This window comes from Streptomyces hokutonensis (genome assembly GCF_042751305.1).
Taxonomy (GTDB): domain Bacteria; phylum Actinomycetota; class Actinomycetes; order Streptomycetales; family Streptomycetaceae; genus Streptomyces; species Streptomyces hokutonensis_A.
The window spans coordinates 290,770-311,358 of the sequence record NZ_JBHYWD010000010.1; the positions used below are offsets into that span (position 1 = coordinate 290,770).

The 20,589-nt window shown below is 71.3% G+C and carries 19 protein-coding genes; 7 read left to right on the forward strand and 12 right to left on the reverse strand.

The genetic code is table 11. The features are described from left to right. Position 1: 1 nt before the first annotated feature. The 5 genes from ACFXC1_RS26990 to ACFXC1_RS27010 all read right to left on the reverse strand — a co-directional run bounded on the left by ACFXC1_RS26990 (position 2) and on the right by ACFXC1_RS27010 (position 4,872). Positions 2-1,930, reverse strand: a complete 1,929-nt coding sequence (locus ACFXC1_RS26990) for a copper resistance CopC/CopD family protein (protein WP_381246708.1) — start codon at positions 1,928-1,930, stop codon at positions 2-4. A 16-nt stretch (positions 1,931-1,946) separates the two neighbouring features. Then, positions 1,947-2,393, reverse strand: coding sequence for a copper chaperone PCu(A)C (locus tag ACFXC1_RS26995; protein WP_381246711.1), 447 nt, complete (start codon positions 2,391-2,393; stop codon positions 1,947-1,949). Further along, positions 2,390-3,040 carry an SCO family protein gene (locus tag ACFXC1_RS27000; RefSeq protein ID WP_381246713.1) on the reverse strand — a complete coding sequence of 217 codons (651 nt, stop codon included), beginning with the start codon at positions 3,038-3,040 and terminating at the stop codon, positions 2,390-2,392. The genes ACFXC1_RS26995 and ACFXC1_RS27000 overlap by 4 nt, the downstream gene beginning before the upstream one ends. A 94-nt stretch (positions 3,041-3,134) precedes the next feature. Beyond that, positions 3,135-3,851, reverse strand: coding sequence for a YcnI family copper-binding membrane protein (locus ACFXC1_RS27005; protein ID WP_381246716.1), 717 nt, complete (start codon positions 3,849-3,851; stop codon positions 3,135-3,137). A 175-nt stretch (positions 3,852-4,026) separates the two neighbouring features. Further along, positions 4,027-4,872, reverse strand: a complete 846-nt coding sequence (locus ACFXC1_RS27010; RefSeq protein ID WP_381246718.1) for a hypothetical protein — start codon at positions 4,870-4,872, stop codon at positions 4,027-4,029. 236 nt (positions 4,873-5,108) lie between these two features. On the opposite strand from ACFXC1_RS27010, the gene ACFXC1_RS27015 reads away from it, so the two are divergent. The 4 genes from ACFXC1_RS27015 (at position 5,109) to ACFXC1_RS27030 (ending at position 8,008) form a co-directional block, all read left to right on the forward strand. After that, a complete protein-coding gene (locus tag ACFXC1_RS27015) occupies positions 5,109-5,555 on the forward strand; it encodes an ATP-binding protein (RefSeq protein ID WP_019073437.1) in 447 nt (148 codons plus the stop codon). Between the two features lie 52 nt (positions 5,556-5,607). Next, positions 5,608-6,165 (forward strand): GNAT family N-acetyltransferase, encoded by a 558-nt coding sequence (locus tag ACFXC1_RS27020; RefSeq protein WP_381246721.1) that lies wholly within the window; start codon positions 5,608-5,610, stop codon positions 6,163-6,165. A gap of 66 nt (positions 6,166-6,231) precedes the next feature. Further along, positions 6,232-7,164, forward strand: coding sequence for an intradiol ring-cleavage dioxygenase (locus tag ACFXC1_RS27025; protein ID WP_381246724.1), 933 nt, complete (start codon positions 6,232-6,234; stop codon positions 7,162-7,164). 10 nt (positions 7,165-7,174) lie between these two features. Continuing rightward, positions 7,175-8,008: a triphosphoribosyl-dephospho-CoA synthase gene (locus ACFXC1_RS27030; RefSeq protein WP_381246727.1), complete on the forward strand. Its 834-nt coding sequence runs from the start codon at positions 7,175-7,177 to the stop codon at positions 8,006-8,008. Here the strand turns inward: ACFXC1_RS27030 and ACFXC1_RS27035 are convergent. The 4 genes from ACFXC1_RS27035 to ACFXC1_RS27050 all read right to left on the reverse strand — a co-directional run bounded on the left by ACFXC1_RS27035 (position 7,983) and on the right by ACFXC1_RS27050 (position 13,899). Beyond that, a complete protein-coding gene (locus ACFXC1_RS27035; RefSeq protein ID WP_381246729.1) occupies positions 7,983-9,209 on the reverse strand; it encodes an MFS transporter in 1,227 nt (408 codons plus the stop codon). The two genes, ACFXC1_RS27030 and ACFXC1_RS27035, sit on opposite strands and share 26 nt — an antisense overlap. A gap of 68 nt (positions 9,210-9,277) precedes the next feature. Further along, a complete protein-coding gene (gene pdxR / locus ACFXC1_RS27040) occupies positions 9,278-10,651 on the reverse strand; it encodes a MocR-like pyridoxine biosynthesis transcription factor PdxR (protein WP_381246731.1) in 1,374 nt (457 codons plus the stop codon). A 116-nt stretch (positions 10,652-10,767) separates the two neighbouring features. Further along, positions 10,768-12,261 carry an aminopeptidase P family protein gene (locus ACFXC1_RS27045; protein WP_381246734.1) on the reverse strand — a complete coding sequence of 498 codons (1,494 nt, stop codon included), beginning with the start codon at positions 12,259-12,261 and terminating at the stop codon, positions 10,768-10,770. 93 nt (positions 12,262-12,354) lie between these two features. Beyond that, a complete protein-coding gene (locus ACFXC1_RS27050; RefSeq protein WP_381246736.1) occupies positions 12,355-13,899 on the reverse strand; it encodes a PP2C family protein-serine/threonine phosphatase in 1,545 nt (514 codons plus the stop codon). Positions 13,900-14,357: 458 nt separating this feature from the next. Between ACFXC1_RS27050 and ACFXC1_RS27055 the strand changes: the two genes are divergently transcribed. Beyond that, on the forward strand, positions 14,358-15,023 hold the full coding sequence (locus tag ACFXC1_RS27055; protein ID WP_381246738.1) for a bifunctional DNA primase/polymerase: 666 nt from the start codon (positions 14,358-14,360) through the stop codon (positions 15,021-15,023). 56 nt (positions 15,024-15,079) lie between these two features. After that, positions 15,080-15,652, forward strand: a complete 573-nt coding sequence (locus tag ACFXC1_RS27060) for a hypothetical protein (protein WP_381246740.1) — start codon at positions 15,080-15,082, stop codon at positions 15,650-15,652. Between the two features lie 244 nt (positions 15,653-15,896). On the opposite strand, the gene ACFXC1_RS27065 is transcribed toward ACFXC1_RS27060, so the two are convergent. From ACFXC1_RS27065 to ACFXC1_RS27075, 3 genes are all read right to left on the reverse strand, one after another. Beyond that, positions 15,897-16,862 carry a DUF5926 family protein gene (locus ACFXC1_RS27065; protein WP_381246742.1) on the reverse strand — a complete coding sequence of 322 codons (966 nt, stop codon included), beginning with the start codon at positions 16,860-16,862 and terminating at the stop codon, positions 15,897-15,899. Between the two features lie 217 nt (positions 16,863-17,079). Further along, positions 17,080-17,628, reverse strand: coding sequence for an ATP-binding protein (locus ACFXC1_RS27070; protein WP_381246745.1), 549 nt, complete (start codon positions 17,626-17,628; stop codon positions 17,080-17,082). A 230-nt stretch (positions 17,629-17,858) separates the two neighbouring features. Next, positions 17,859-18,704 carry a glycerophosphodiester phosphodiesterase gene (locus tag ACFXC1_RS27075; protein ID WP_381246748.1) on the reverse strand — a complete coding sequence of 282 codons (846 nt, stop codon included), beginning with the start codon at positions 18,702-18,704 and terminating at the stop codon, positions 17,859-17,861. A 258-nt stretch (positions 18,705-18,962) separates the two neighbouring features. Between ACFXC1_RS27075 and ACFXC1_RS27080 the strand changes: the two genes are divergently transcribed. After that, positions 18,963-20,501: a S1C family serine protease gene (locus ACFXC1_RS27080; RefSeq protein ID WP_381246751.1), complete on the forward strand. Its 1,539-nt coding sequence runs from the start codon at positions 18,963-18,965 to the stop codon at positions 20,499-20,501. The last annotated feature ends 88 nt before the right edge of the window (positions 20,502-20,589 follow it).

Genomic DNA, 20,589 nt, shown 5'->3' on the forward strand with positions numbered 1-20,589 from the left:
TTCAGCCGATCTGCGCGTTCTTGTCGACGGTGGTCTGGTCGATGTCGGAGGTCCGCACGGTCACCGAGATCTTCCAGTCGCCCGCCATGGGGATCTGGATTCCGTTCGCCGCCCAGTGCCCGGTGGTGATGCGGTCGGGCGTCACGGGCAGCGGGCCGATCTTCTTCGCGGCGAGCGTGAAGGCGACCTTCACCTCGGGGACGTCGAAGGCCCGGCCGTTGGGGCGCTGCACATAGACGTGCATCTCGTTGCCGCCCACCCGCGCGGGGTCGATGTCGACCCGGATGACGCCCTTGCCGTCCGTGCCTCCGGTGTCGAAGGACATGTCCAGGGTCAGCGCGCCCGAGGACGACGAGGAAGAGGACGAGGAGGAGGCCTTCGCCGCCTTGGCGTCCTCCTCCGTTCGGCCCGGCTCGGTGGCCGTCAGGGCCGTGGTCACGGCGAGGACGACCACCGCGACGGCGGCCTCGGCGAGGACCGAGCGGCGCAGCCCGAAGAGGTTCGGGTCGGCGTCCCGCAGCCGCTTCTGCCGGGTGCTGTCCACGGCGGCCTGCTGGCGCGCGAGTTGGGCGGCGCGCTTGGAGTCACCGGACGCGGCCGACGAACCGCCGGTCTTGGCGGACGCCGTGACGTGCTCCTTCTCCGGCTCGCTCGCCTGGGCTTCTTCAACTGCCTTTGCCGCCGCGGAAGTCCCGGCCGTGTCCGCCAGCCGCGCCGTCCACCGCCGGGAGATCGACGCGATCCCCACGAGCAGCGCCACGAGCCCGATCTTGACGAGCAGCAGCTGCCCGTACCCGGTGTCGGTGAACGCCGACCAGGAGCCGAGCTGGCGCCAGGACTGGTAGACGCCGGTCGCGACGAGCGCGACGACACTGCCGAACGCGAGGCGCGAGAAGCGCTGTACGACGGCCCGTCCGACGGGGTTGTCGGCGGGCGCCCGGTACAGCGAGACGAGGAGGGCGGTGAGGCCGCCGAGCCAGGCCGCGACGGCCAGCAGGTGGACGACGTCGACGGGCATCGCGATGCCGGGCTGCAAGCCGGTCGAGGCGTGCTCGGACAGTGCCCAGCTCGCGGCGAGCCCGGCGGCCACCACACCGCCGCCGATCGCGAGACCGAAGGTCAGGTCCCGCTTCTCCTCGTCCTCCCGCTTGTCGTAGGCCCCGAAGAGGACGGCGATGAACAGCGCGGCGGCGGCGAGCAGCAGCAGCCGGGAGACGAGCGAGGCGCCCGTCTTGGTCTGGAGGACCTGGCCGAGGAGGTTCAGGTCGAAGATGTCGCCGAACTTCCCGGAGGTCGTGTACGAGCCGCGCAGGAGCAGCAGCCAGAGAGTCGCCGCGGTGAGCGAGACCCACCCGGAGACGACAAGCCGCTGGAGGGCGCGTACCCCGGCGCCCCGCTGCCAGCAGGCCAGGACGAAGGCGGCGCCGCCGATCATGACGATGAAGCCGGCGTACGACATGTAGCGCCCGAAGCCGTACAGCCCGCCGACGAGCCCGCCGCCGACGTCCTGTTCGGCCGCCGCGGAGACGGTGGTCTTCGAGGGGGAGCCGATCGAGAAGGTGAAGGCGCCGCCCACGGGGTGGCTGTCCGCGGACACGACCTGCCAGGCCACCGTGTAGGTGCCGTCGGGCAGTCCGCTGCGGATCTGCGTGGCGTACGTCGTACCGCTGATGTTGGACGGCTTGCCGACGTCGACGCGTTTGCCCTTCGGGTCGAGCACGCGCAGCGAGTTGTTGTTCGTCGCGACCTTCTCGGAGAAGGTGAGCGAGACCTGTGTCGGGGCCTTGTTGACCACCACCCCCGAAGAGGGGTCGCTGCCGGTCAGGGCGGCGTGCGCGGAGGCCGTCCCGGCACCCGCGAACAGCATGCCGACGACGGCCACGAACAGCAGCACCAGCGTGCGGACTCGGGGGGTGATGGTCGTCTTCAAGGTGGGGGTCCCTCCCTCAGTGCCCGGTCGTGGGGTTGTACGTCGCCGACTTCACGGGCATCTCAACCGTGAGAGGGCCGGACTTGGCAAAGTGCAGCTTGACGGTCACGTTGTCGCCCTGCTTCAGCGTGTGCTTCAGCTTGTCGAACATCAGGTGGTTGCCGCCGCTCTTGAACACGAGTTGACCGTGCGCGGGCACATCGAGCGACTGCACCTCCTCCATCGCCTGGCCGACCGTCTCGTGCACGGAGACCGGGCCGACGTTGCTCGTGACGGAGGTCAACTCGTCCTTCGCGCCGCCCTTGTTGGCGATGTCCAGGAAGCCCGCCGCCATGTCCGAGACCGGCTGGGGCATGTAGGCGGAGCCGACGGAGAGCTGGGCCTTCGCGTCGTCCGAGCCGCCGCAGCCGGTGAGGACCAGCGCGCCGGTCAGCACCGCGACGGGCCCGGCGAACCGCCTCACGGCGTCTCCCCCTTGATGATCTTGGGGAGGTCCTTGGTGTAGTCGTCGACGGTGGTGTCCTGGCCGTAGAGAAGGTAACCACCGTTGGTCTTCGGGGAGAACGCGACGACCTGGGTGCCGTGGACGGAGACGAGCTTGCCGTTCTTGTCCTTGGATGTCGGCTCGATGGAGATGCCCAGGGTGCGGGCGCCGGCCTGGATGGTCGCGAAGTCGCCGGTCAGGCCGACGAACTGGGTGTCGATGCCCTTGAGCCACTTGCCGAGTTCCGACGCGGTGTCCCGGGCCGGATCGGTGGTGACGAACACGACCAGCAGCTTGTCCTGCTCGGCCTTGGGCAGCGACTTCTTCGCGACGGCGATGTTGTTCATCGTCAGCGGGCAGATGTCCGGGCAGTGGGTGTAGCCGAAGTAGATCAGCGTCGGCCGGTTCTTGGTCTCCGCCCGGAAGTCGTACTTCTTGCCGTGCGTGTCCGTGAGGACCAGGTCAGGCTTCGTGAACGGGGTGTCGAGCACGGTGGCGGCCTGGGTCGCGGTGTCCTCGGAGACCACGGCGACGGGGCTGTTGCCGTCGTCGCCGCTGCCGCAGGCGGAGAGCGTCAGGGTGGCGGCGGCGAGCAGCGCTGCCGCCGCGAACGTCTTCTTGCGCATAGGAAAAATGTCCCAGTTGTGAGAGCTCCGGCGCGCACCGGGGTCGTACGCAAGAGTCGCACGGACCCCTGTGCGCACCATGAGCGGACGGGCCTCAGACGGTCGTACGGCGTCGGCCGGCGAGAACTCCGTACGCCACACCGGCCGCGCCGACGGCGATGCCGACCACGCCGAGGACGCGGGCGGTGGTGTCGGAGGAGTCGGCGGCGGACGTGGTGTCTGCGGCGGTGTTCTCGGTCTTCTCGGAGGCGTCCTCGGCGGTCGCGCCGGAGGCGGAGGCGGAGGTCAGCTCAAGCGTCGGAGCCGGGTTCTCGGGCTCCTCCGCGCCGTCCTTCTGCACCTCGATCCAGCGCACGACCTCCTTGTCGGAGTACGTCTGGAGGGCCTTGAAGACGAGCTGGTCGGTGTCCGTGGGCAGCATGCCGACGGAGACCGGGAACTTCTGGAAGTAGCCGGGCTCGACGCCCTTGCCGGTCGCGGTCCAGGTGACCTTGGTGACGGCCTCGGTGATCGTCTCGCCGTGCATCTCGGCGGGCTTGGCCAGCTTCGACTTGGTGACCTTGACGGTCCAGCCGCTGATCGGCTCCGGCATCACGGAGGCCAGTGGGTGGTCGGTCGGGAAGGTGACCTCGAGCTTGGTGGTCGAGGCGTCGTCGCGCTCGTTCGGGACCTTGAAGTCGACGACCGCGTAGCCGCCCTTGACGGCCGTGCCCTCCGGCTGCACGGAGACGTGCGCGAAGGCGGGGGAGGACAGGACGACAACGGCCGAGCCGGCGACGGCAGCGGCGGCGGCGATACGAGAAGCCTTCATGGAAGGGAGCACTCCACTTCGAGTTCGAGTGAGTTCCGGTGGTGAAGAGGGGGCGCGCGAACACCCGGGTTGACACCAGGGGTTTCCCGGCGGAAAAAGCCGGGCACGCGCGCGTGCCGCACGACGGCGGCCTCTCCACGCACGAAAGGAGTGCGGTGGCGGTGGTCGCGTCGCGTCAGGCGGCGAGGACGTGGGCGGCGGCCGAAGGCGGGCCGCGCCGGATCACCGAGTGCTGGAGCGCCGTGGTGTGCGGCGCGGGCGGCGCGAAGTGGGCGGTACGCCGCAGCCGCGGGCCTGTCCCGGGCGCCCCCGGCAGTCCGGCCCGCAGGGCGCGCACCAGGGCGAGGGCCCCGCGCAGGGACCGTACGAGCGCCCCTTCGGCGACTCCGTGCGCCGACAGTTCCATCAGGCGCCGCAGCGCCAGGTCCCCGTGCCGCAGCAGCCAGCCCGCGGCGAGTGCCGCGAGGAGGTGGCCGAGCAGCATGGACACGGACGGGAACAGCGACATGGAGGAGGCGGCGGAGGTGGACATGGCGTCCGCCGGGTGGTGCATCGGCCCCATGCCGTTCATCCCGCTCATCCCGCTCATCGAGCCGGAGGTCGGCAGCAGCCGCGCGTTGACGAGGAGTTGGTGGGCGTGTGCCGGGCTGATCGCCGCCGCGGTGGTCCCGCACAGCAGATGCGCGGCGCGGGCGACGAGCGAGGCGTCGGACGCGGACAGGCCGCCGGTGGTCGACGTACCGGCTGTCTGGCCGAGCCCGAACAGCGTGTGCAGCACGGTCTGTCCGACCGCGAGCAGCGCCGCGATCCCAGGCAGCGAGCGCTCGCGTCCGGCGAGCGGCGCGACGACCAGGAACGTGGCGAGGAAGCCCGCGCCGAGTGTCCACAGGGGCACGGTGGCGCAGGAGGCGATGCCATGACCGGCCGCGGCCAGCACGACACAGACCGCGGCGAACACCGCGGCCCGCAGGACCCGGAGTTCACCTCCGGAGCGCGCCGTACGTGGGTGGGGGGCAGTCATGGCGGGCTCATCATCGCACCGGCTCTGCGGGCGCCATACGGCAGGTCCGCCACACCGGGACGATAATGTGTCATAGATCACAAAGGTCACTCTCCGACGTGAGCTACCTCCGGATACACCAATTACGTTTCGGACACATCCCCCATATGGGCGGCATCACGTCAACTCCGTGCTTACACAGGGGCACTGGCGGCAATAGGTATCGGTATGTCGAGCCGCGGCCGGGAGGCTGGAGCATGAGCATCTGGTGGTCACTCCATCTGAGGCGCGAGGCCGCGAGCGTTCCGCTCGCCCGCCGGCTTCTCCTCGGCACGATGGAGACCGCGGGCGTCGACCCGGACATCTCCTACGACCTCTCGGTCGCCCTCAGCGAGGCGTGCGCCAACGCCGTCGAGCACGGCGGCGACACCGAGCCCGGCGCGTCCTCGGAGGCGTACCGCGTCACCGCGTACCTCGACGGCGAGAAGTGCCGTATCGAGGTCGCCGACTCGGGCCCCGGCTTCGCGCGCGCACAGGCCGTCCGCCCGGCCCCGAGCGAGGCGGAGAACGGCCGGGGCCTGTGTCTCATCCAGGAACTCGCCGACCACGTCCACATCGGCAACAAGCCCGGTGTGGGCGGCGCGGTGGTGAGCTTCGACAAGATCCTGAAGTGGCGGAAGGACGCGCCGCTGATGGCGGTGTGACGGCCCGTCCGAAGCGCGTCCCCCGGTGTCGGCGCCACGGCAGAATCCGCGCATGGACATCCGACCCGAACAACTGGCCGACGGTTTGACGCTGCGGCTCGCCGAACCGGCCGACGCCCCGGCCCTCGCCGCCGCCTTCGCCGAGAACCGGAGCCCCTGGGAGCCGTACCGCCCGGACGCCTTCTTCACCGCCGAAGGACAGCGCGGACGGCTGCACGCGCTGCTGCGGGAGTACCGGGAGGGCCGGGTCGTACCACTGCTCCTCGTGTCCGGCGGGCGGGTCGCCGGGGCCTTCACCCTGGCCGGGATCGTGCTCGGCTCCTTCCGCAGCGCCACGCTCGGCTACTGGATCACCGCCGATCTCCAGGGGCGCGGCCTGGCCACCTCGGGTGTCGGCCGGGTGTGCGCGATCGCGCGGGAGACGATCGGACTGCACCGGCTGGAGGCGACCACCCGGCTCGACAACCTGGCCTCCCAACGCGTCCTGGAGAAGAGCGGGTTCGAGCCGATCGGCATGGCGCCGCGCTATGCGCACATCGGCGGGGAGTGGCGGGACCACCGGTTGTTCCAGCGGATCCTGCACGACGACGACCCGATGTCAGCTTTCTAATGATTCTTACCGTGCGCACAGCCGGGGCCCATGCCCCTGACGGGTGCCGTCCCTAGCTTCGCGATCATGACGGGAAACCACAAGGACAAAACCATCAGCCGGCGCCGCGCCCTCGCGGTGACCGGCGGGACGGTCGCGGCCGGCGGGCTGGCGGCGGCCGGGCTGCAGTCGGCGTTCGCCGACACCGCGGACACGACGGCCGACGCGGACGCCACGGCGTCGGCGACCTCGACCAGCAGCGAGTGCATGACGCTCATGACGAGCGTCACCGAGGGCCCGTACTACCTCGACGGTGCCCTGGTGCGCAAGGACATCACCGAGGGCAAGGCCGGCGTCCCGCTCACCCTGCGCCTGACCGTCGTCGACGCCACCGACGGCTGCACCCCGGTCAAGGGCGCTGCCGTGGAGATCTGGCACTGCGACGCCTGGGGCTACTACTCCGGCTACACCACCGCCAACCCCGGCGGCTCGGCCCCCGCCGAGAGCGAGGAGGGCGACAGCGCCAACGACCTCACCTACCTGCGCGGTTACCAGATCGCCAACGCCAACGGGGTCGTCAAGTTCGAGACGATCTTCCCGGGCTGGTACACGCCCCGCACCTGCCACATCCACGTGAAGGTGCACACCGGCGGCGAGAAGGAGGACGGCACCTACGAGGGCGGCAAGGTCAACTACACCGGCCAGCTGTTCTTCGCCGACGACATCGCCGAGGAGATCTTCACCCTCGACCCGTACGCCAAGCACACGGGCTCGTACACCGTCCTGGCCGACGACATGGTCTACGACGGCGGAGGCGCCGCCAGCGGCCTCCTCACCCTCAAGGCCGTTCACAAGAAGGACCCGTCCAAGGGCTACAAGGGCTCCCTGACGCTCGGCGTCGACCCGGACGCGGAGAGCACGGGCGCGGGCAGCGGCGGAGGCGGCACGCCCCCGAGCGGCGCCCCGACGGGCACCCCGCCGAGCGACAGCGCCTCCCCTTCGGCCTCCGCCTCTTCGTAAGGTAAGGGACATGACAAGTCGCGAGGACGACGCGCTGGCGCGGGCCGCCGTGGCCGCGCTCACCGGTCAGCTGGCCCTGGCTCCCAAGCCGGGACTGCCCGACCCGCGTGACCTGGACGCCCGCAGTACGCGCCGGGAGCACGACAGTCTGCGCTGGTCGGCCAAGGCGCTGGTGCCCGGCCTCGCGGCGATGGCCGCCGCCGCCCGCCGTGCCGGCGAGGCCACGCCGGCGCTGCGGGCGGAGCTGGGCGCGATCGGCCGGTGCACCGAGCACTCGGTCGGCCTGGCCGGCGGCGGCCACAAGGGCGCCCTGTGGGCCCTCGGCTTCCTGGTCGCCGCGGTCGCCCTGGACCCCGGCGCCAAGGCCCGCGACATCGCCCTGAACACCCGGAAGATCACCGCGTTCAACGACAAGGGCGCCCCCCGGCGCCCCTCCCGGGGTTCGTCGATCTCCGTCAAGTACGGCGCGGCCGGCGCCCGGGGCGAGGCAAGGGCCGGATTCCCGCACGTCCGCAGGGCGTTGGACGCCCTCGACTCAGCCCGCAGGGCAGGTGCCACGGAGACCCAGGCCCGCCTGGACGCCCTTCTCACCGTGATGTCCACTCTCCAGGACACCGAACTCCTGCACACCGCGGGCCCGTTGGGCCTGCGCCAGGTCCAGGCGGGGGCCCGCGGCGTCCTGGAGGCGGGCGGCACGGCGACGGAGGCGGGCGCGGGGGCACTGGCCGCCCTGGACGCCGATCTCCACGCGCGCGCGTGGAGCCCTCGCGGAAGCGCGGGGCTCCTGGCGGGAGCGCTGTTCCTGGACTCCTTACCGGTCAGCTCGCCAATACCTGCTGCCTGACGGGCACTTCACCAGTGCCCGCCGCCCACCGCGCCGCGGGCCCCATCGCGTACGACGCCGCGACCGTCGCCCCGCCCAGCAGCAGCCAGCCCGGGGTGCCCCACTCCAGGAGGAGGGACGTCAGCACCAGGGGGCCCATCGTCCTGGCCACGGTCACGCCGGTGCCGAAGAACCCCTGGTACTCGCCCACCCGGTCGACGGGCGCCAGCGAGAAGGACAGTTGCCAGGAACCCGCCGACTGCCCCATCTCGGCGGCCACCTGGAGCACCGCCCCGACCACCAGCGCCCCCGCCGCCACCCACGGCGACGCGCCCGCCGACAGCGCGAACGCCGCGCAGGCCGCCAGCATCACCCAGCCCGAACGGCGCACCACGCGCGTGGCCGACGCGAGCCCCGTGACCCCGCGCGCCGTCCGCACCTGGAAGACCATCACCGCACCGGTGTTGAGCACGAACAGCGCGGACACCAGCCAGGTCGGCGCGTCGGTCCGCTCGGCGATCCACAGCGGCAGCCCCAGGCTGAGCAACGGCATCCGCAGCAGCAGCACGGTGTTGAGCAGCGTGACGACGACATACGGCCGGTCGCGCAGCACCCCGAGGCCGCCGGCCTTCCGCGCCCGGACGGCCCCCACCGACGGGAGCCGCAGCAACAGCCCCGCGCACACCAGGAAGCTCACCGCGTCCAGCGCGAACACCCCGAGGTACGCGGACCGGGTCCCCGCCCGCAGCGCGAGCCCGCCGAGGCCGGCGCCCACCGCTAGCCCGGCGTTCAGCGTCGACTGGAGGTGGGCCAGCAGCCCGGTCCGCTCCCCGGCGGCCACCAGTCCCGCCAGCAGCGCCTGGCGGGACGCCGCGAGCCCCGACTGCGCGGAGGCGTAGGCGCACGCGGCCAGCACGAACGGCACGAATCCCCGGACGACGAGGAAGGACGCCACCGCGAGCCCGGTCGCCAGCGCCAGCAGCACCGCCGTACCGCGCGGCCCGCGCCGGTCGGCCAGCCGACCCAGCGGCACGCCCACCAGCGAACCGACGGCCCACGCGAGGGTGAGCCCGAGGCCCACGCGCGCGGGGGCGAGCCCGACGACGTGGGTGAAGTACAGCGCCGAGGTCACGTAGTAGGCGCCGTCACCGACGGAGTTGGTCAACTGGGCCAGCGCGAGGGTGCGTTGCGGGCCCGCGGGCGGGACGAGCGAGTTCGTCATGGCTACGACGTTAGAAGCTCATTGGGTCTCCGTTGAGACCCAATAGCCATTCCATTTCCTGGTCCAATTCAGGACCCCTCCAGCACCCGCCCCAACGCTTCCAACGCCTCCGGATAGACCCGCTCCCGAGGCGTCCCGTACCCCACGACCAGCCCCTGCGGTCGCCCTTCGCCCCGGTCCGCCGCATGCCAGTGCTCCCCGAGCCGCCCCACCGCGAGCCCCTCCTTCTCGGCCCGCGCCACTACGGCCTTCTCGTCGTCGACCTCCACCAGCGCGTGCAGCCCGGCCGCGATCCCGCGCACGCTCCTGCGCGCCCCCAGCCGGCCGAGGAGCTGGTCGCGGCGGCGCCGGTAGCGCAGTCGGCACGCGCGCACGTGCCGGTCGTAGGCGTGGCTGTCGATCATCTCGGCGAGCGCCAGCTGGCCGATGGTCTCGGTGTGGTGGTCGCTGTGCAGCTTGGCGTCGGCGACCGGGTCGACCAGGTGGGGCGGCAGCACCATCCAGCCGAGCCGCAGCGCGGGCCCGAGCGTCTTGGAGGCGGTGCCCAGGTACGCGACCTGTCCCGGGGCCATCCCCTGGAGTGCGCCCACGGGCTGCCGGTCGTAGCGGAACTCGCCGTCGTAGTCGTCCTCGACGATCAGTCCCCCACGCGCGCGTGCCCAGTCGGTCAGCGCCCGTCTGCGCTCCGGGTGCAGGGTCACGCCGGTCGGGTACTGGTGGGCCGGGGTGACCACCACGGCCGCCGCGTCCCCCAACTCCTCGGCACGGACGCCCCGTTCGTCGACCCCTGCAGGGACCACGCTGCCGCCGTTGTGGCGGACCACCTCCCTGTGGAACGGCAGTCCGGGATCCTCCATGGCCACCCGGGAACCGTCGAGCACGCGCGTGAGGAGCGCGAGTCCCTGGACGTACCCGGAGGTGATGACGATCCGCTCCGGGGGCGCGATCACCCCGCGCGCCCGCCCCAGGTAGCCCGAGAGTGCGGTGCGCAGTTCGACGCGGCCGCGCGGATCTCCGTAGTCGTACGCCAGGGAGGGTGCCGTCGCGATGGCGCGGCGCAGGGAGCGCAGCCAGGCCGCCGCCGGGAACGCGCCGACGTCCGGGCTGCCGGGCCGCAGGTCGAAACGGGGTACCCGCGCGCGTGCCGCCGCTTCCGGTGTCTCCGAGTCGACGGAGGGCAGCCGAGCGACCTGGGTGCCCGAGCCCTGGCGGGCGGTCAGATAGCCCTCGGCGACGAGCTGGTCGTAGGCAGCCTTGGCGGTGCCCCTGGAGACGCCGAGTTCGGTCGCGAGCCGCCGGGTGGCCGGGAGGCGGGTTCCGGGGGCGAGGCGGCCGTCGCGTACGGCGTCCCGGAGCGCGCGTTCGAGACCGGCGCGGCGGCCGCCCTCCGGGTCGGGTTCCAGATGCAGGTCGACCCCGACACCGGACCAGAAGTCGTTCACGAAAAAGCCCTCCCCCTAGGCATACGACTGCCATGCGACCGTCATGCGACTTGGCACACGAATGGCCGGGCACCGCACGTGTGCCCGGCCATCAGTCTTGTATCAGTTATCGGCTGTCAGCTCTTGAGGGACGCCATCCAGCTCTCGACCTCGGCGGAGGTCCGGGGCAGCCCGTCGGAGAGGTTCCGGTTGCCGTTCTCGGTGACCAGGATGTCGTCCTCGATGCGGACGCCGATGCCGCGGTACTCCTCGGGGACGGTCAGGTCGTCCGCCTGGAAGTACAGGCCGGGCTCCACCGTGAGGACCATGCCGGGCTCCAGCGTGCCCTCGACGTACGTCTCGGTGCGCGCGGCGGCGCAGTCGTGGACGTCCATGCCGAGCATGTGTCCCGTGCCGTGCAGCGTCCACCGGCGCTGGAGGCCCAGCTCCAGAACGCGCTCCACGGGGCCCTCGACAAGACCCCACTCGACGATCTTCTCGGCCAGCACGCGCTGCGCCGCGTCGTGGAAGTCGCGGTACTTGCCGCCCGGCTGCACCGCCGCGATACCGGCCTCCTGGGCCTCGTACACGGCGTCGTAGACCTGCTTCTGGATCTCGCTGAAGCGGCCGTTGACCGGCAGTGTGCGCGTCACGTCGGCGGTGTACAGGGTGTGCGTCTCGACGCCGGCGTCCAGGAGGAGCAGGTCGCCGGAGCGGACCGGGCCGTCGTTGCGCACCCAGTGGAGGGTGGTGGCGTGCGGGCCCGCGGCGCAGATCGAGCCGTAGCCGACGTCGTTGCCCTCGACGCGCGCGCGGAGGAAGAACGTGCCCTCGATGTAGCGCTCGCTGGTCGCCTCGGCCCTGTCGAGGACCTTCACGACGTCCTCGAAGCCGCGGACCGTCGAGTCGACGGCCTTCTGCAGCTCGGCGATCTCGAACTCGTCCTTGACCAGGCGGGCTTCGGAGAGGAAGACCCGCAGCTCCTCGTCGCGCTCGGCGGTGACCTTGTCGGTCAGCGCGGCCTCGATGCCGGCGTCGTAGCCGCGCACGACCCGGACCGGCCCGGTGGCCTCGCGCAGCGCCTCGGGCAGTTCGCGGACGTCGGAGGCGGGGATGCCGTAGAGCGCCTCGGACTCGGTCAGCGAGTGGCGGCGGCCGACCCACAGCTCGCCCTGGCCGGAGAGCCAGAACTCGCCGTTCTCGCGGTCGGAGCGCGGCAGGAGGTAGATCGTCGCCTTGTGGCCGTCGCTGGTGGGCTCCAGGACGAGGACGCCGTCCTCGGTGAGGTTACCCGTCAGGTACGCGTACTCGACCGACGCCCGGAAGGGGTACTCGGTGTCGTTCGAGCGGGTCTTCAGGTTGCCCGCGGGGATCACCAGGCGCTCGCCCGGGAAGCGCGCGGAGAGCGCGGCGCGGCGGCGGGCGGTGTGCCCGGCCTGCTCGACGGGCCGCAGGTCGTGCAGCTCGGTGTCGGCCCAGCCGGACTTCATGCTCTCGGCCAACTCGTCGGACACGCCCGGGTACAGGCCGTTCTTGCGCTTCTTGATGGGCTCCTCAGGCTCGGCTTCCGGGCCCGCTGCGGTAGCAGCAGGATCCGATACAGCCGGGGTGAGCTCGTCGGCCACGGTCATCCTCCTAGATACGGCACTGGACCCCCTCCATCGTACGGTCGTACGGAAGGGGGCCCAGGGCCGTATGGCCTGTTACACATGGCTCCCGGGCGACTACTCGAAACGGGCCGCCAGAAGGACGACGTCCTCGTCGCTGTCGGCCGTGTCGAGGCCGTCCGGCAGTACGGTCCGCAGCACGTGGTCGGCGATCGCGGCCGGGTCGGCGCGCAGCGCCTTGGGGACGCTCGCCGCCGCCGAGTGGAGGCGGGCGAAGGCGCGGTCCATGGGGTCGCCGGTACGGTGCAGCAGCCCGTCCGTGTAGAGCAGAACCGTCTCGCCGGGCTCCGCCTCCAGTTCGACGCTCGGCGCCTCCCAGCAGGCCAGCATGCCGAGCGGCGCGGAGACGGAGGTCTCCACGAACTCCGTGCGCCGCTCGCCGACCAGGAGTGGCGGGCTGTGGCCTGCGCCGGCCAGGGTGATCTTGCGCAGCGCGGGCTCGCAGTAGGCGAACAGGGCCGTGGCCGAGCGGGCGGGTTCGGTGAGCCTGAGGAGCAGTTCGAGGTCGGAAAGAACCGCGACCGGGTCCTCGCCCTCCATCACCGCGTACGCCCGCAGGGAGGCGCGGAGCCGGCCCATCGCGGCGATCGCGCTCGGCCCGGCGCCGGTCACCGAGCCGACGGCGAGACCGAGCGCGGCGTCCGGCAGCGGCAGCGCGTCGTACCAGTCGCCGCCACCGCGCGGGCCCGTGCGGTGCAGCGCGGCGAGCTGCACACCGGCCACACGGGGGAGCCGGGACGGCAGCAGCTCCCCGGCGATGGTCGCCATGCACGCGCGCGTGCGCTCGACTTCGAGGAGCCGCGCCAGGTGCTCGGCGGCGAACCGGGCGTACAGACCGGCGAGATGGCGTTGCCGCTCGACCGGCTCGGCGGGCTCGTCGTACAGCCACACTGCGGCACCCAGGGGCCCGGCCGCGTCGGTCGCCAGGGGCAGCGCGTAGCTCGCCGCGTAGCCCAGGCGTACGGCGACCTCGCGGTGTCGGGGGTCGAGGCCGTCCTCGGCGAACAGGTCGGCGTGGACCATCTCGCCGCCCTCACCTCCCGGAGCCCCGTCCAGAATCTGGCCGTAGGACATCGCCCCGCGCGGGACGGTCTCGATGTGGCCGAGGTCGGAGCGGTCCAGGCCCAGGCCGATGGTGGTGTGCGGGCCGAGGCCGTCGCCGGGTTCCAGGACGACGAGTCCGCGCCGGGCGCCCACCAGGGCGGCTCCGGCGCGCAGCAGCTCCTGGAGTGCGTCCGCGAGTGCGTCCGTGCGGTTCAGGCGTTCCGTGAGTTCGTGGAGGGTCGTGAGGTCGGAGACCCAGCCGGCGAGACGGTCCTGGAGCAGGGCACTTGGCGCGTTCGGAGCGGTTTCCGGCGGGTTCTGGACGTTCGGGGAAGGGGCCGGAGGGGTACCGGTGGCGGCAGGCGCGGGCGCGACAGTGTGTGCGGGCGAGGGAACCGTTGAATCGATTCCAGCCACTTTCGGAGGGTGAGGGGCGTTCATGGCGTCCGGCTTTCCGACCGGTGCGTATTGCTCAAAAGCATCGCAAACCCCCATGTCATTCTGCGCCGCTGGCAGTGTCTCCACATGTACACGCACTCGTGAGGGGATGTCCAGCATTGTCCTGCCGGGATTCCTGGTGTCCATGGGTTTCGCGGGGGCATTTCGCTCTCCCCTTGCGGATTGGCAAAGTTGGCTTAAAACTGCATCAGGGGACGGTCCATTGCGGTCGACTGGGTTTGCTCGACGGAGCGTCACAGCGGTCGTGATGGGTACGTACTCGGAGAAGACCAGGGGTGGCGGGGGCCGCCCGGAACCTGGTGAGGGACCCGGGCGTCTTAACCACCGACGATCGTGCCCCATCCTCCCGTGGCGGAGGCGGAGAGAAATACGCGGAACGGCAAAACGCCAGACTTCGCCACCCCCACGCCACGCCCATGCTTTTCAGCACGCACGGGTTCCCCTTGCTTCGCGCAGGGGTGTGATGCGCCAACAGGTATGCACAGTGAAGTGATCGACACATGGTGTGATGTGGTCCTCGGTGTTGCCAGCGGTGCAACGGAAAGGAACGAGCGCTCATGCGCGAGATCCTCGGAAAGCGACGCAGGCTCCTGTCCAGGCGAGACAACAGGAGGTCTGAGATGCTCGGCGCGGCCCTGACCTTCGCGACGGAATGGAAATGGCCCGTACTCCCGGGCGTGGCACCGGACCCGCAGGGCCGGGCCCGCTGCGGCTGTCCGGACCCCGAGTGCACGGTTCCCGGCGCCCACCCCTTCGACCCCGGCCTCCTCGCGGCCACCACCGACGCCCGCATGGTGCGCTGGTGGTGGGGCAACCGCCCTGCCGCACCCATCGTCCTCGCCACCGGCGACAAGGCCCCCTGCGCGGTCAGCCTGCCCGCCCCCGCGGCCGCCCGGGCGCTCGCCGCGCTCGACCTCCAGGGCATGCGCCTGGGCCCGGTCGTCGCCGCGCCCACCCGCTGGTCGCTGCTCGTCAAGCCGTACTCCCTGGAGCAGTTGGGCGAACTGCTCTACGCCAAGGACCACGTCCCCGGCTCGCTCCGCTTCCACGGCGAGGGCGGCTATCTCGCCCTGCCGCCCTCCGAGACGGGCCAGGGGCAGATCCGCTGGGAGCGCGCACCACTGCCCGGCTCGTCCTCGCCCTGGGTCCCCGATGTCGAGGCCGTGGTCGACGCCGTGGTCGAGGCCCTCACTCGTACGGGTGTGAGCGCCCCCGAGTTGTAGGGGTGTCGGGCGCGCGCGGACCGCGGCGCCCGTAGTTGGTAGTTATCTTCCGCTACATGAACCTTCGTCTGCTCGCCCTCGCGGGCGTCGCGGTGTGCGCGGTCGCGCTGCCGCTGGCCGTGGCGTCCGCGGGACCCGTACGCGACGAGGGTCACGCGGTCGTACGTTCCCTGGTCGACTCCTCCGTCACCTCCGGCGGTGACGCGAAGGAGCCGTCCGCCGTGCCCTCGCCGGCGCCCGCGCCCACCCGCTCCCCGCTGACGCTCGGCCTGGGGCTGGCCACCGCCGCCCGCTGCGGGCCCGAACTCTCCACGCCCGACGGCATCGAGGCGCAGACCTGTGTCATGACCCAGGGCGAGGACACCTGGGCGCGCACCTACTACCGCAACGCGACCGGCGACGACCTGGACGCGGTGCTGAGCCTCATGGGGCCGGCGGACCGCACCGTGCAGATGCACTGCGCCGTGAGCGCCGAGGACGAGCCCTCGCTGTGCGAGACGCCCAGGGAGCACACACAGGGCGATCTCGGGGCCTATACGGCCGTCGCGGAGTTCGCCGCCGGACAGGGCGGGCGCGGGCCGCTGTTGCTGCGCTCGGGGAGCAACTCCTCGGCGCCTACGGCGAGTTGACGGACGACATCGTTCCGTACACGCGGGCCGGGCATGAAAAGACCCGGTTGCTGGCGACGGGGGATGCACCAGCAACCGGGCTACTCGAACGGTAACAAGAGATCGGCGGTTCGCAAATTCGATCTCGGCTATTCGGACACCGACTTGCCTTTCACAACGGGGAGTTGCGACAGGAGTAACCGGAGTGAACAGGCCTGTTGCGACTGACCGGTCGGTCAGTCGAACCCCCGCGCTCTTCTGTGCGTCAGCTGAGCGTGACCTGCCGGTTGGTGAGGCCGCCGCGCGCGCGGCGCTCGTCCGCGGTGAGCGGGGCGTCCGTGGCCAGCGCGGCGGTGAGGCGCTCGGCGAACTCGGCGGCCGGCTTCTCCACGTCGTCCGCGCCGAACCCGCTCGGCAGGTCCCAGACGGGCACGGTGAGACCGTGAGCACGGAAGGACCCCACGAGGCGCGTGCCCTCACCGAGACCGGAGCGACCGGCCGCGTGCAGTCGCGCGAGAGCGTCCAGAAGCTGCTCCTCCGGGTACGGCATCACCCAGCGCAGGTGGTTCTTGTCCGGCGTCTCGCACCAGTACGCGGCGTCCACGCCCTGGAGTTTCACGGTCGGGATGGCGGCGGCGTTGGCGCGCTCCAGGGAGGCGGTCACCTCGGGCGACGCGTTCTCCGCCTCCGGAACCCAGAATTCGAAGCCCGTGTGCACAACTGGCTCGAACGCGCCTTCCGGGTCGAGCAGTTCCTGCAGCCGCGGGCCGTCGGCGGGCGCGCGGCGGGACTGCACCGGAGTGCCCGGCTCCGCGACCAGCGCACGCTGGAGGGTGTCGGCGAGGTCGCGGCTGATGTCGCCGGACGCCGTGTCGTTCTGCAGACCGAGCAGCACCGAGCCGTCGTCGCGACGCAGGGCCGGCCAGGCCATCGGCAGCACCGTGGCGAGCGTGACCGACGGAACCCCTTCGGGGAGGCCGCCCTTCAGCGGCAGCGCGACCGTGGCGGCCGGCACCAGCTCGCGCAGCGCCACCCAGTCGCCCTCGCCGGGCAGCCCCTCGAAGGGCCGCTGCACCAGCTCGGTCACCGCGTGCGCGGCGGCCCGGCCGTGGCACGCCTTGTAGCGGCGGCCACTGCCGCAGGGGCAGGGCTCGCGGGCACCGACGACCGGGACCTCCGCGTCGCTGAGCTGCGGCCGCTTGGCCGTGGTCTGGGGTCGCTTCTTGGCCATCGTGGGTGTCTCCCGGTTACGGCTCGTCTCGTACGGGCGGGAGCCTAGCCGTTCACGCCATGACCGACGGGAGCCTGTGGACAACCGGGTGACGTGCGTCGGCGCCGGGCCCGCCTGTGGAAAACCCGGTGGCACGGGTCTCCTGTGGACAACCCGGCGCCTGTGGACGGGCGCGTCGGTTCCGCGCGGACGTGTCGGTCCGGTCTGTCCGGACGGGTCAGTCCAGGTCGTCGTAGGCGTCCGCGTAGCCCAGCCGGGGGCCCGAGACCGTCGGGGCCGTGACGCGCGTAGCGAAGTCCTCGCGGCGGTGCGCGGCATCCGGATCATGAACGTCCTCGTGCACGACCACCCACACCGTCACCTCGCCCCGGGTGTCGTCGCGTACGCCCCAGTCGTCGGCCAGTGCCGTGATGATGTTCAGCCCGCGTCCGCCGTGTGCCGTCACCGAAGGCGTGGCCGGAGCCGGGCGGGTCGGGCCGCCGCCGTCCGTCACCTCGACCGTGAGCCGGCCGCCCGTGTCCACGCGCCAGGCGCAGCGGACGTCACCGTCACCGGCCAGGGCGTCGCCCAGCGGCCGACCGTGTTTGCACGCATTGCTCAGAAGTTCGGACAGGATCAGTACGGCATCGTCGATGACCGATTCCGACACACCGCCGGTGCGCAACTGGTCGCGCATGCGATGTCTTGCCTGCCCCACGCCCGCAGGGCCATGGGTCACGGCCATGCTCGACGACGTGGGCACTTCCTGTGCCACCACCAACGCCACCCCCGAGACCTCCTTCGCCCCACGCCACGGTGTGGATGCCCTCTTGGCCTGTACCGGAAACCGGCCAATCCACGTTCAGTGACGCATTCGCAACGATCGAACACGGACCGAACGCGCCGGAGCACTCCCTGTAATCGAGTGGCTTGTTTTCGATGGTGTGGCCGAGTTCGGAGGATGGTGCAGGTGGGGCTGTCGGGTCAAGGGGTGTTTGGCGGTCTTTATGAGGTTCTTTAATGTTCCCTACCGAGCTGGCTCAGAACGGCCCTCGGCCGGTTGGTGATGATGGCGTCAATGCCCAGGTCAACGCAGAGATCGACGTCCTCGGGCTCGTTGACGGTCCACACATGCACCTGATGACCGGCGTTTTTCAGCCGCTCGATGTACGCAGGGTGATTACGGACGATCCGGATCGAGGGGCCTGCGATCCGGACACCGGCCGGAAGTCGACCGTCCCGGAGGCGGGGCGAGAGGAACTGCAACAGGTAGACCGTCGGCAGCGTCGGGGAGGCCGCCCGCACCCGGTGCAGAGATCGCGCCGAGAAACTCATGACCCGTACCGGGGAGTCGGCGGCGGTGGCCGGGGCGTCCAGGCCGAAGCGCTTCAGGAGCACCAGCAGCCGTTCCTCGACCTGCCCCGCCCAGCGCGTCGGATGCTTCGTCTCGATGGCCAGCTCCACCCGCCGGCCCGCGTCCGCGACGAGCTCGAGCAGCCGCTCCAGGGTGAGTACGGAGGTGTCCGCGCGGTCCTCCGGAAGGTGCTCCCAGTCCGGCTCCTCGTCCCGCGTCCGCCACGAGTCGCGGGAGGAGTCGCGGCCCTTCCAGGAGCCGAAGTCGAGGGCGGCCAGATCGGCGAGCTCCAGCGCCGAGACCGCTCCGCGTCCGTTCGACGTACGGTTGACGCGTCGGTCGTGGACGCAGACGAGATGGCCGTCGGCGGTCAGTCGTACATCGCACTCGAGCGCGTCCGCGCCGTCCTCGATCGCCTTCTTGTAGGCGGCGAGGGTGTGTTCAGGGGCCTCTTCGGAGGCTCCGCGGTGGGCGACGACCTGGATCCGGTGCTGCCGTGCGTGGGTCACCGCGTCATGGTGCCACCGCAAAGGGGTACACGTGGAACCGAAAAGGTGTAGGTATACGCCTTTTTGGTGCTTATGACCGCTTATAAAGGATCGCCATGGACCCACAGGCACCGCTTATGGTGCCCTGACGTCCGGTGGGAAAAGCTGACGGCATACAAAAGCACCAGCACAGCTGTTTCGCGCCGGACCGTCGACAAGCGTGAACGAGTGTGACCGCATGCTTCCGAGAACAACAGCCGTGGACCGAGGAGAAGAGCTGTGAGCACCGAGAACGAGGGCACTGAGGTACCCCCGGCCCCGTCTGCACCTCCTGTGCCGGTGGAATCTCCCGCAGCTTCCCCGCAGGCGGCTGCGCCCGAGGGGGGCGCGCCCACCACGCAGCTCCCGTCCGTGCCTCCGAGCGCCCCGCCCGCCGGGCACGCGCCCGCCTACGGCGCCGCGCCGCAGACGCCCGGCCCCGAGAGCACGGGATCCGCTCCCGACGCCGCCTGGCCGCCCCCGCCGCCCGCCACACCGTCGTACGCCGACGGAGGCACGGCCGCGGGCGCGTACGGCGGCGAGGGCGTCGGCGGATACGGCGGCGACGGCTACGGAGGTGACGGCGCGTCCGGTGCGGGCGGTTACGGCGACGGCGCGGGCGGCTGGGGCACCCCGTACCAGCAGCAGCCGGCGCCCAAGAAGGCCGGCGGAAGAGGCGGCCTCATCGCCGCCGTCCTGATCGCCGCGCTCGTCGCGGGCGGCCTGGGCGGTGGCCTCGGCTACACCCTGGCCAAGGACAACGACAACAACAGCAACTCCACCACCGTCTCCGCCGACACCGGCAGCAGCGCCTCCGTCAAGCGCGACCCGGGCACCATCGCCGGGGTGGCCGCCAAGTCCCTGCCCAGCACGGTCACCATCGAGGCCGAGAGCACCAGCGGCGAGGGCGGCACCGGTACGGGCTTCGTCTTCGACACCCAGGGCCACATCGTCACCAACAACCACGTCGTCGCCGACGCGGTCGACGGCGGCAAGCTCACGGCGACCTTCCCGAACGGCAAGAAGTACGACGCCGAGATCGTCGGCCACGCCCAGGGCTACGACGTGGCGGTCATCAAGCTCAAGAACGCCCCCACCGACCTCAAGCCGCTCGCCCTCGGCGACTCGGACAAGGTCGCCGTCGGCGACGAGACGATCGCCATCGGCGCCCCCTTCGGCCTCTCCAACACGGTGACCACGGGCATCATCAGCGCCAAGAACCGCCCGGTCGCCTCCAGCGACGGCAGCTCCACCAGCAAGGCCTCCTACATGAGCGCCCTGCAGACCGACGCCTCCATCAACCCCGGCAACTCGGGAGGCCCGCTGCTAGACGCCCAGGGCGCGGTCATCGGCATCAACTCCGCGATCCAGTCCACCAGCAGCGGCGGCCTCAGCGGCGGCAGCCAGTCCGGCTCGATCGGCCTCGGCTTCGCCATCCCGATCAACCAGGCGAAGTACGTCGCCCAGCAGCTGATCAAGACCGGCAAGCCGGTGTACGCCAAGATCGGCGCCTCCGTCTCCCTGGAGGACAGCACCGCGGGCGCCACGATCACCACGGGTTCCTCCGCGGTCGAAGCCGGCGGCCCCGCCGCCAAGGCGGGCCTGAAGGCCGGCGACGTCATCACCAAGCTCGACGACTCGGTGATCGACAGCGGCCCCACTCTCATCGGCGAGATCTGGACCCACAAGCCGGGCGACAAGGTCACGATCACCTACAAGCGCGGCGGCACGGAACACACGACGGAACTGACCCTGGGGTCCCGGGTCGGCGACAACTGACCGACGCGGCGTCAGACGCTCAACCGGCGGGCCGGGCAAGGGTTTCCTTGCCCGGCCCGGTCGTTTTCCGCCCTCTCCTCCATGGGTG

Coding starts and splice junctions, on each gene's coding strand:
- ACFXC1_RS27000 (WP_381246713.1), bottom strand. CDS start 3,040: ATGCGCAAGAAGACGTTCGCGGCGGCAGCGCTGCTCGCCGCCGCCACC.
- ACFXC1_RS27005 (WP_381246716.1), bottom strand. CDS start 3,851: ATGAAGGCTTCTCGTATCGCCGCCGCCGCTGCCGTCGCCGGCTCGGCC.
- ACFXC1_RS27010 (WP_381246718.1), bottom strand. CDS start 4,872: ATGACTGCCCCCCACCCACGTACGGCGCGCTCCGGAGGTGAACTCCGG.
- ACFXC1_RS27015 (WP_019073437.1), top strand. CDS start 5,109: ATGAGCATCTGGTGGTCACTCCATCTGAGGCGCGAGGCCGCGAGCGTT.
- ACFXC1_RS27020 (WP_381246721.1), top strand. CDS start 5,608: ATGGACATCCGACCCGAACAACTGGCCGACGGTTTGACGCTGCGGCTC.
- ACFXC1_RS27025 (WP_381246724.1), top strand. CDS start 6,232: ATGACGGGAAACCACAAGGACAAAACCATCAGCCGGCGCCGCGCCCTC.
- ACFXC1_RS27030 (WP_381246727.1), top strand. CDS start 7,175: ATGACAAGTCGCGAGGACGACGCGCTGGCGCGGGCCGCCGTGGCCGCG.
- ACFXC1_RS27035 (WP_381246729.1), bottom strand. CDS start 9,209: ATGACGAACTCGCTCGTCCCGCCCGCGGGCCCGCAACGCACCCTCGCG.
- ACFXC1_RS27045 (WP_381246734.1), bottom strand. CDS start 12,261: ATGACCGTGGCCGACGAGCTCACCCCGGCTGTATCGGATCCTGCTGCT.
- ACFXC1_RS27050 (WP_381246736.1), bottom strand. CDS start 13,899: ATGCTGGACATCCCCTCACGAGTGCGTGTACATGTGGAGACACTGCCA.
- ACFXC1_RS27055 (WP_381246738.1), top strand. CDS start 14,358: ATGCGCGAGATCCTCGGAAAGCGACGCAGGCTCCTGTCCAGGCGAGAC.
- ACFXC1_RS27060 (WP_381246740.1), top strand. CDS start 15,080: ATGAACCTTCGTCTGCTCGCCCTCGCGGGCGTCGCGGTGTGCGCGGTC.
- ACFXC1_RS27065 (WP_381246742.1), bottom strand. CDS start 16,862: ATGGCCAAGAAGCGACCCCAGACCACGGCCAAGCGGCCGCAGCTCAGC.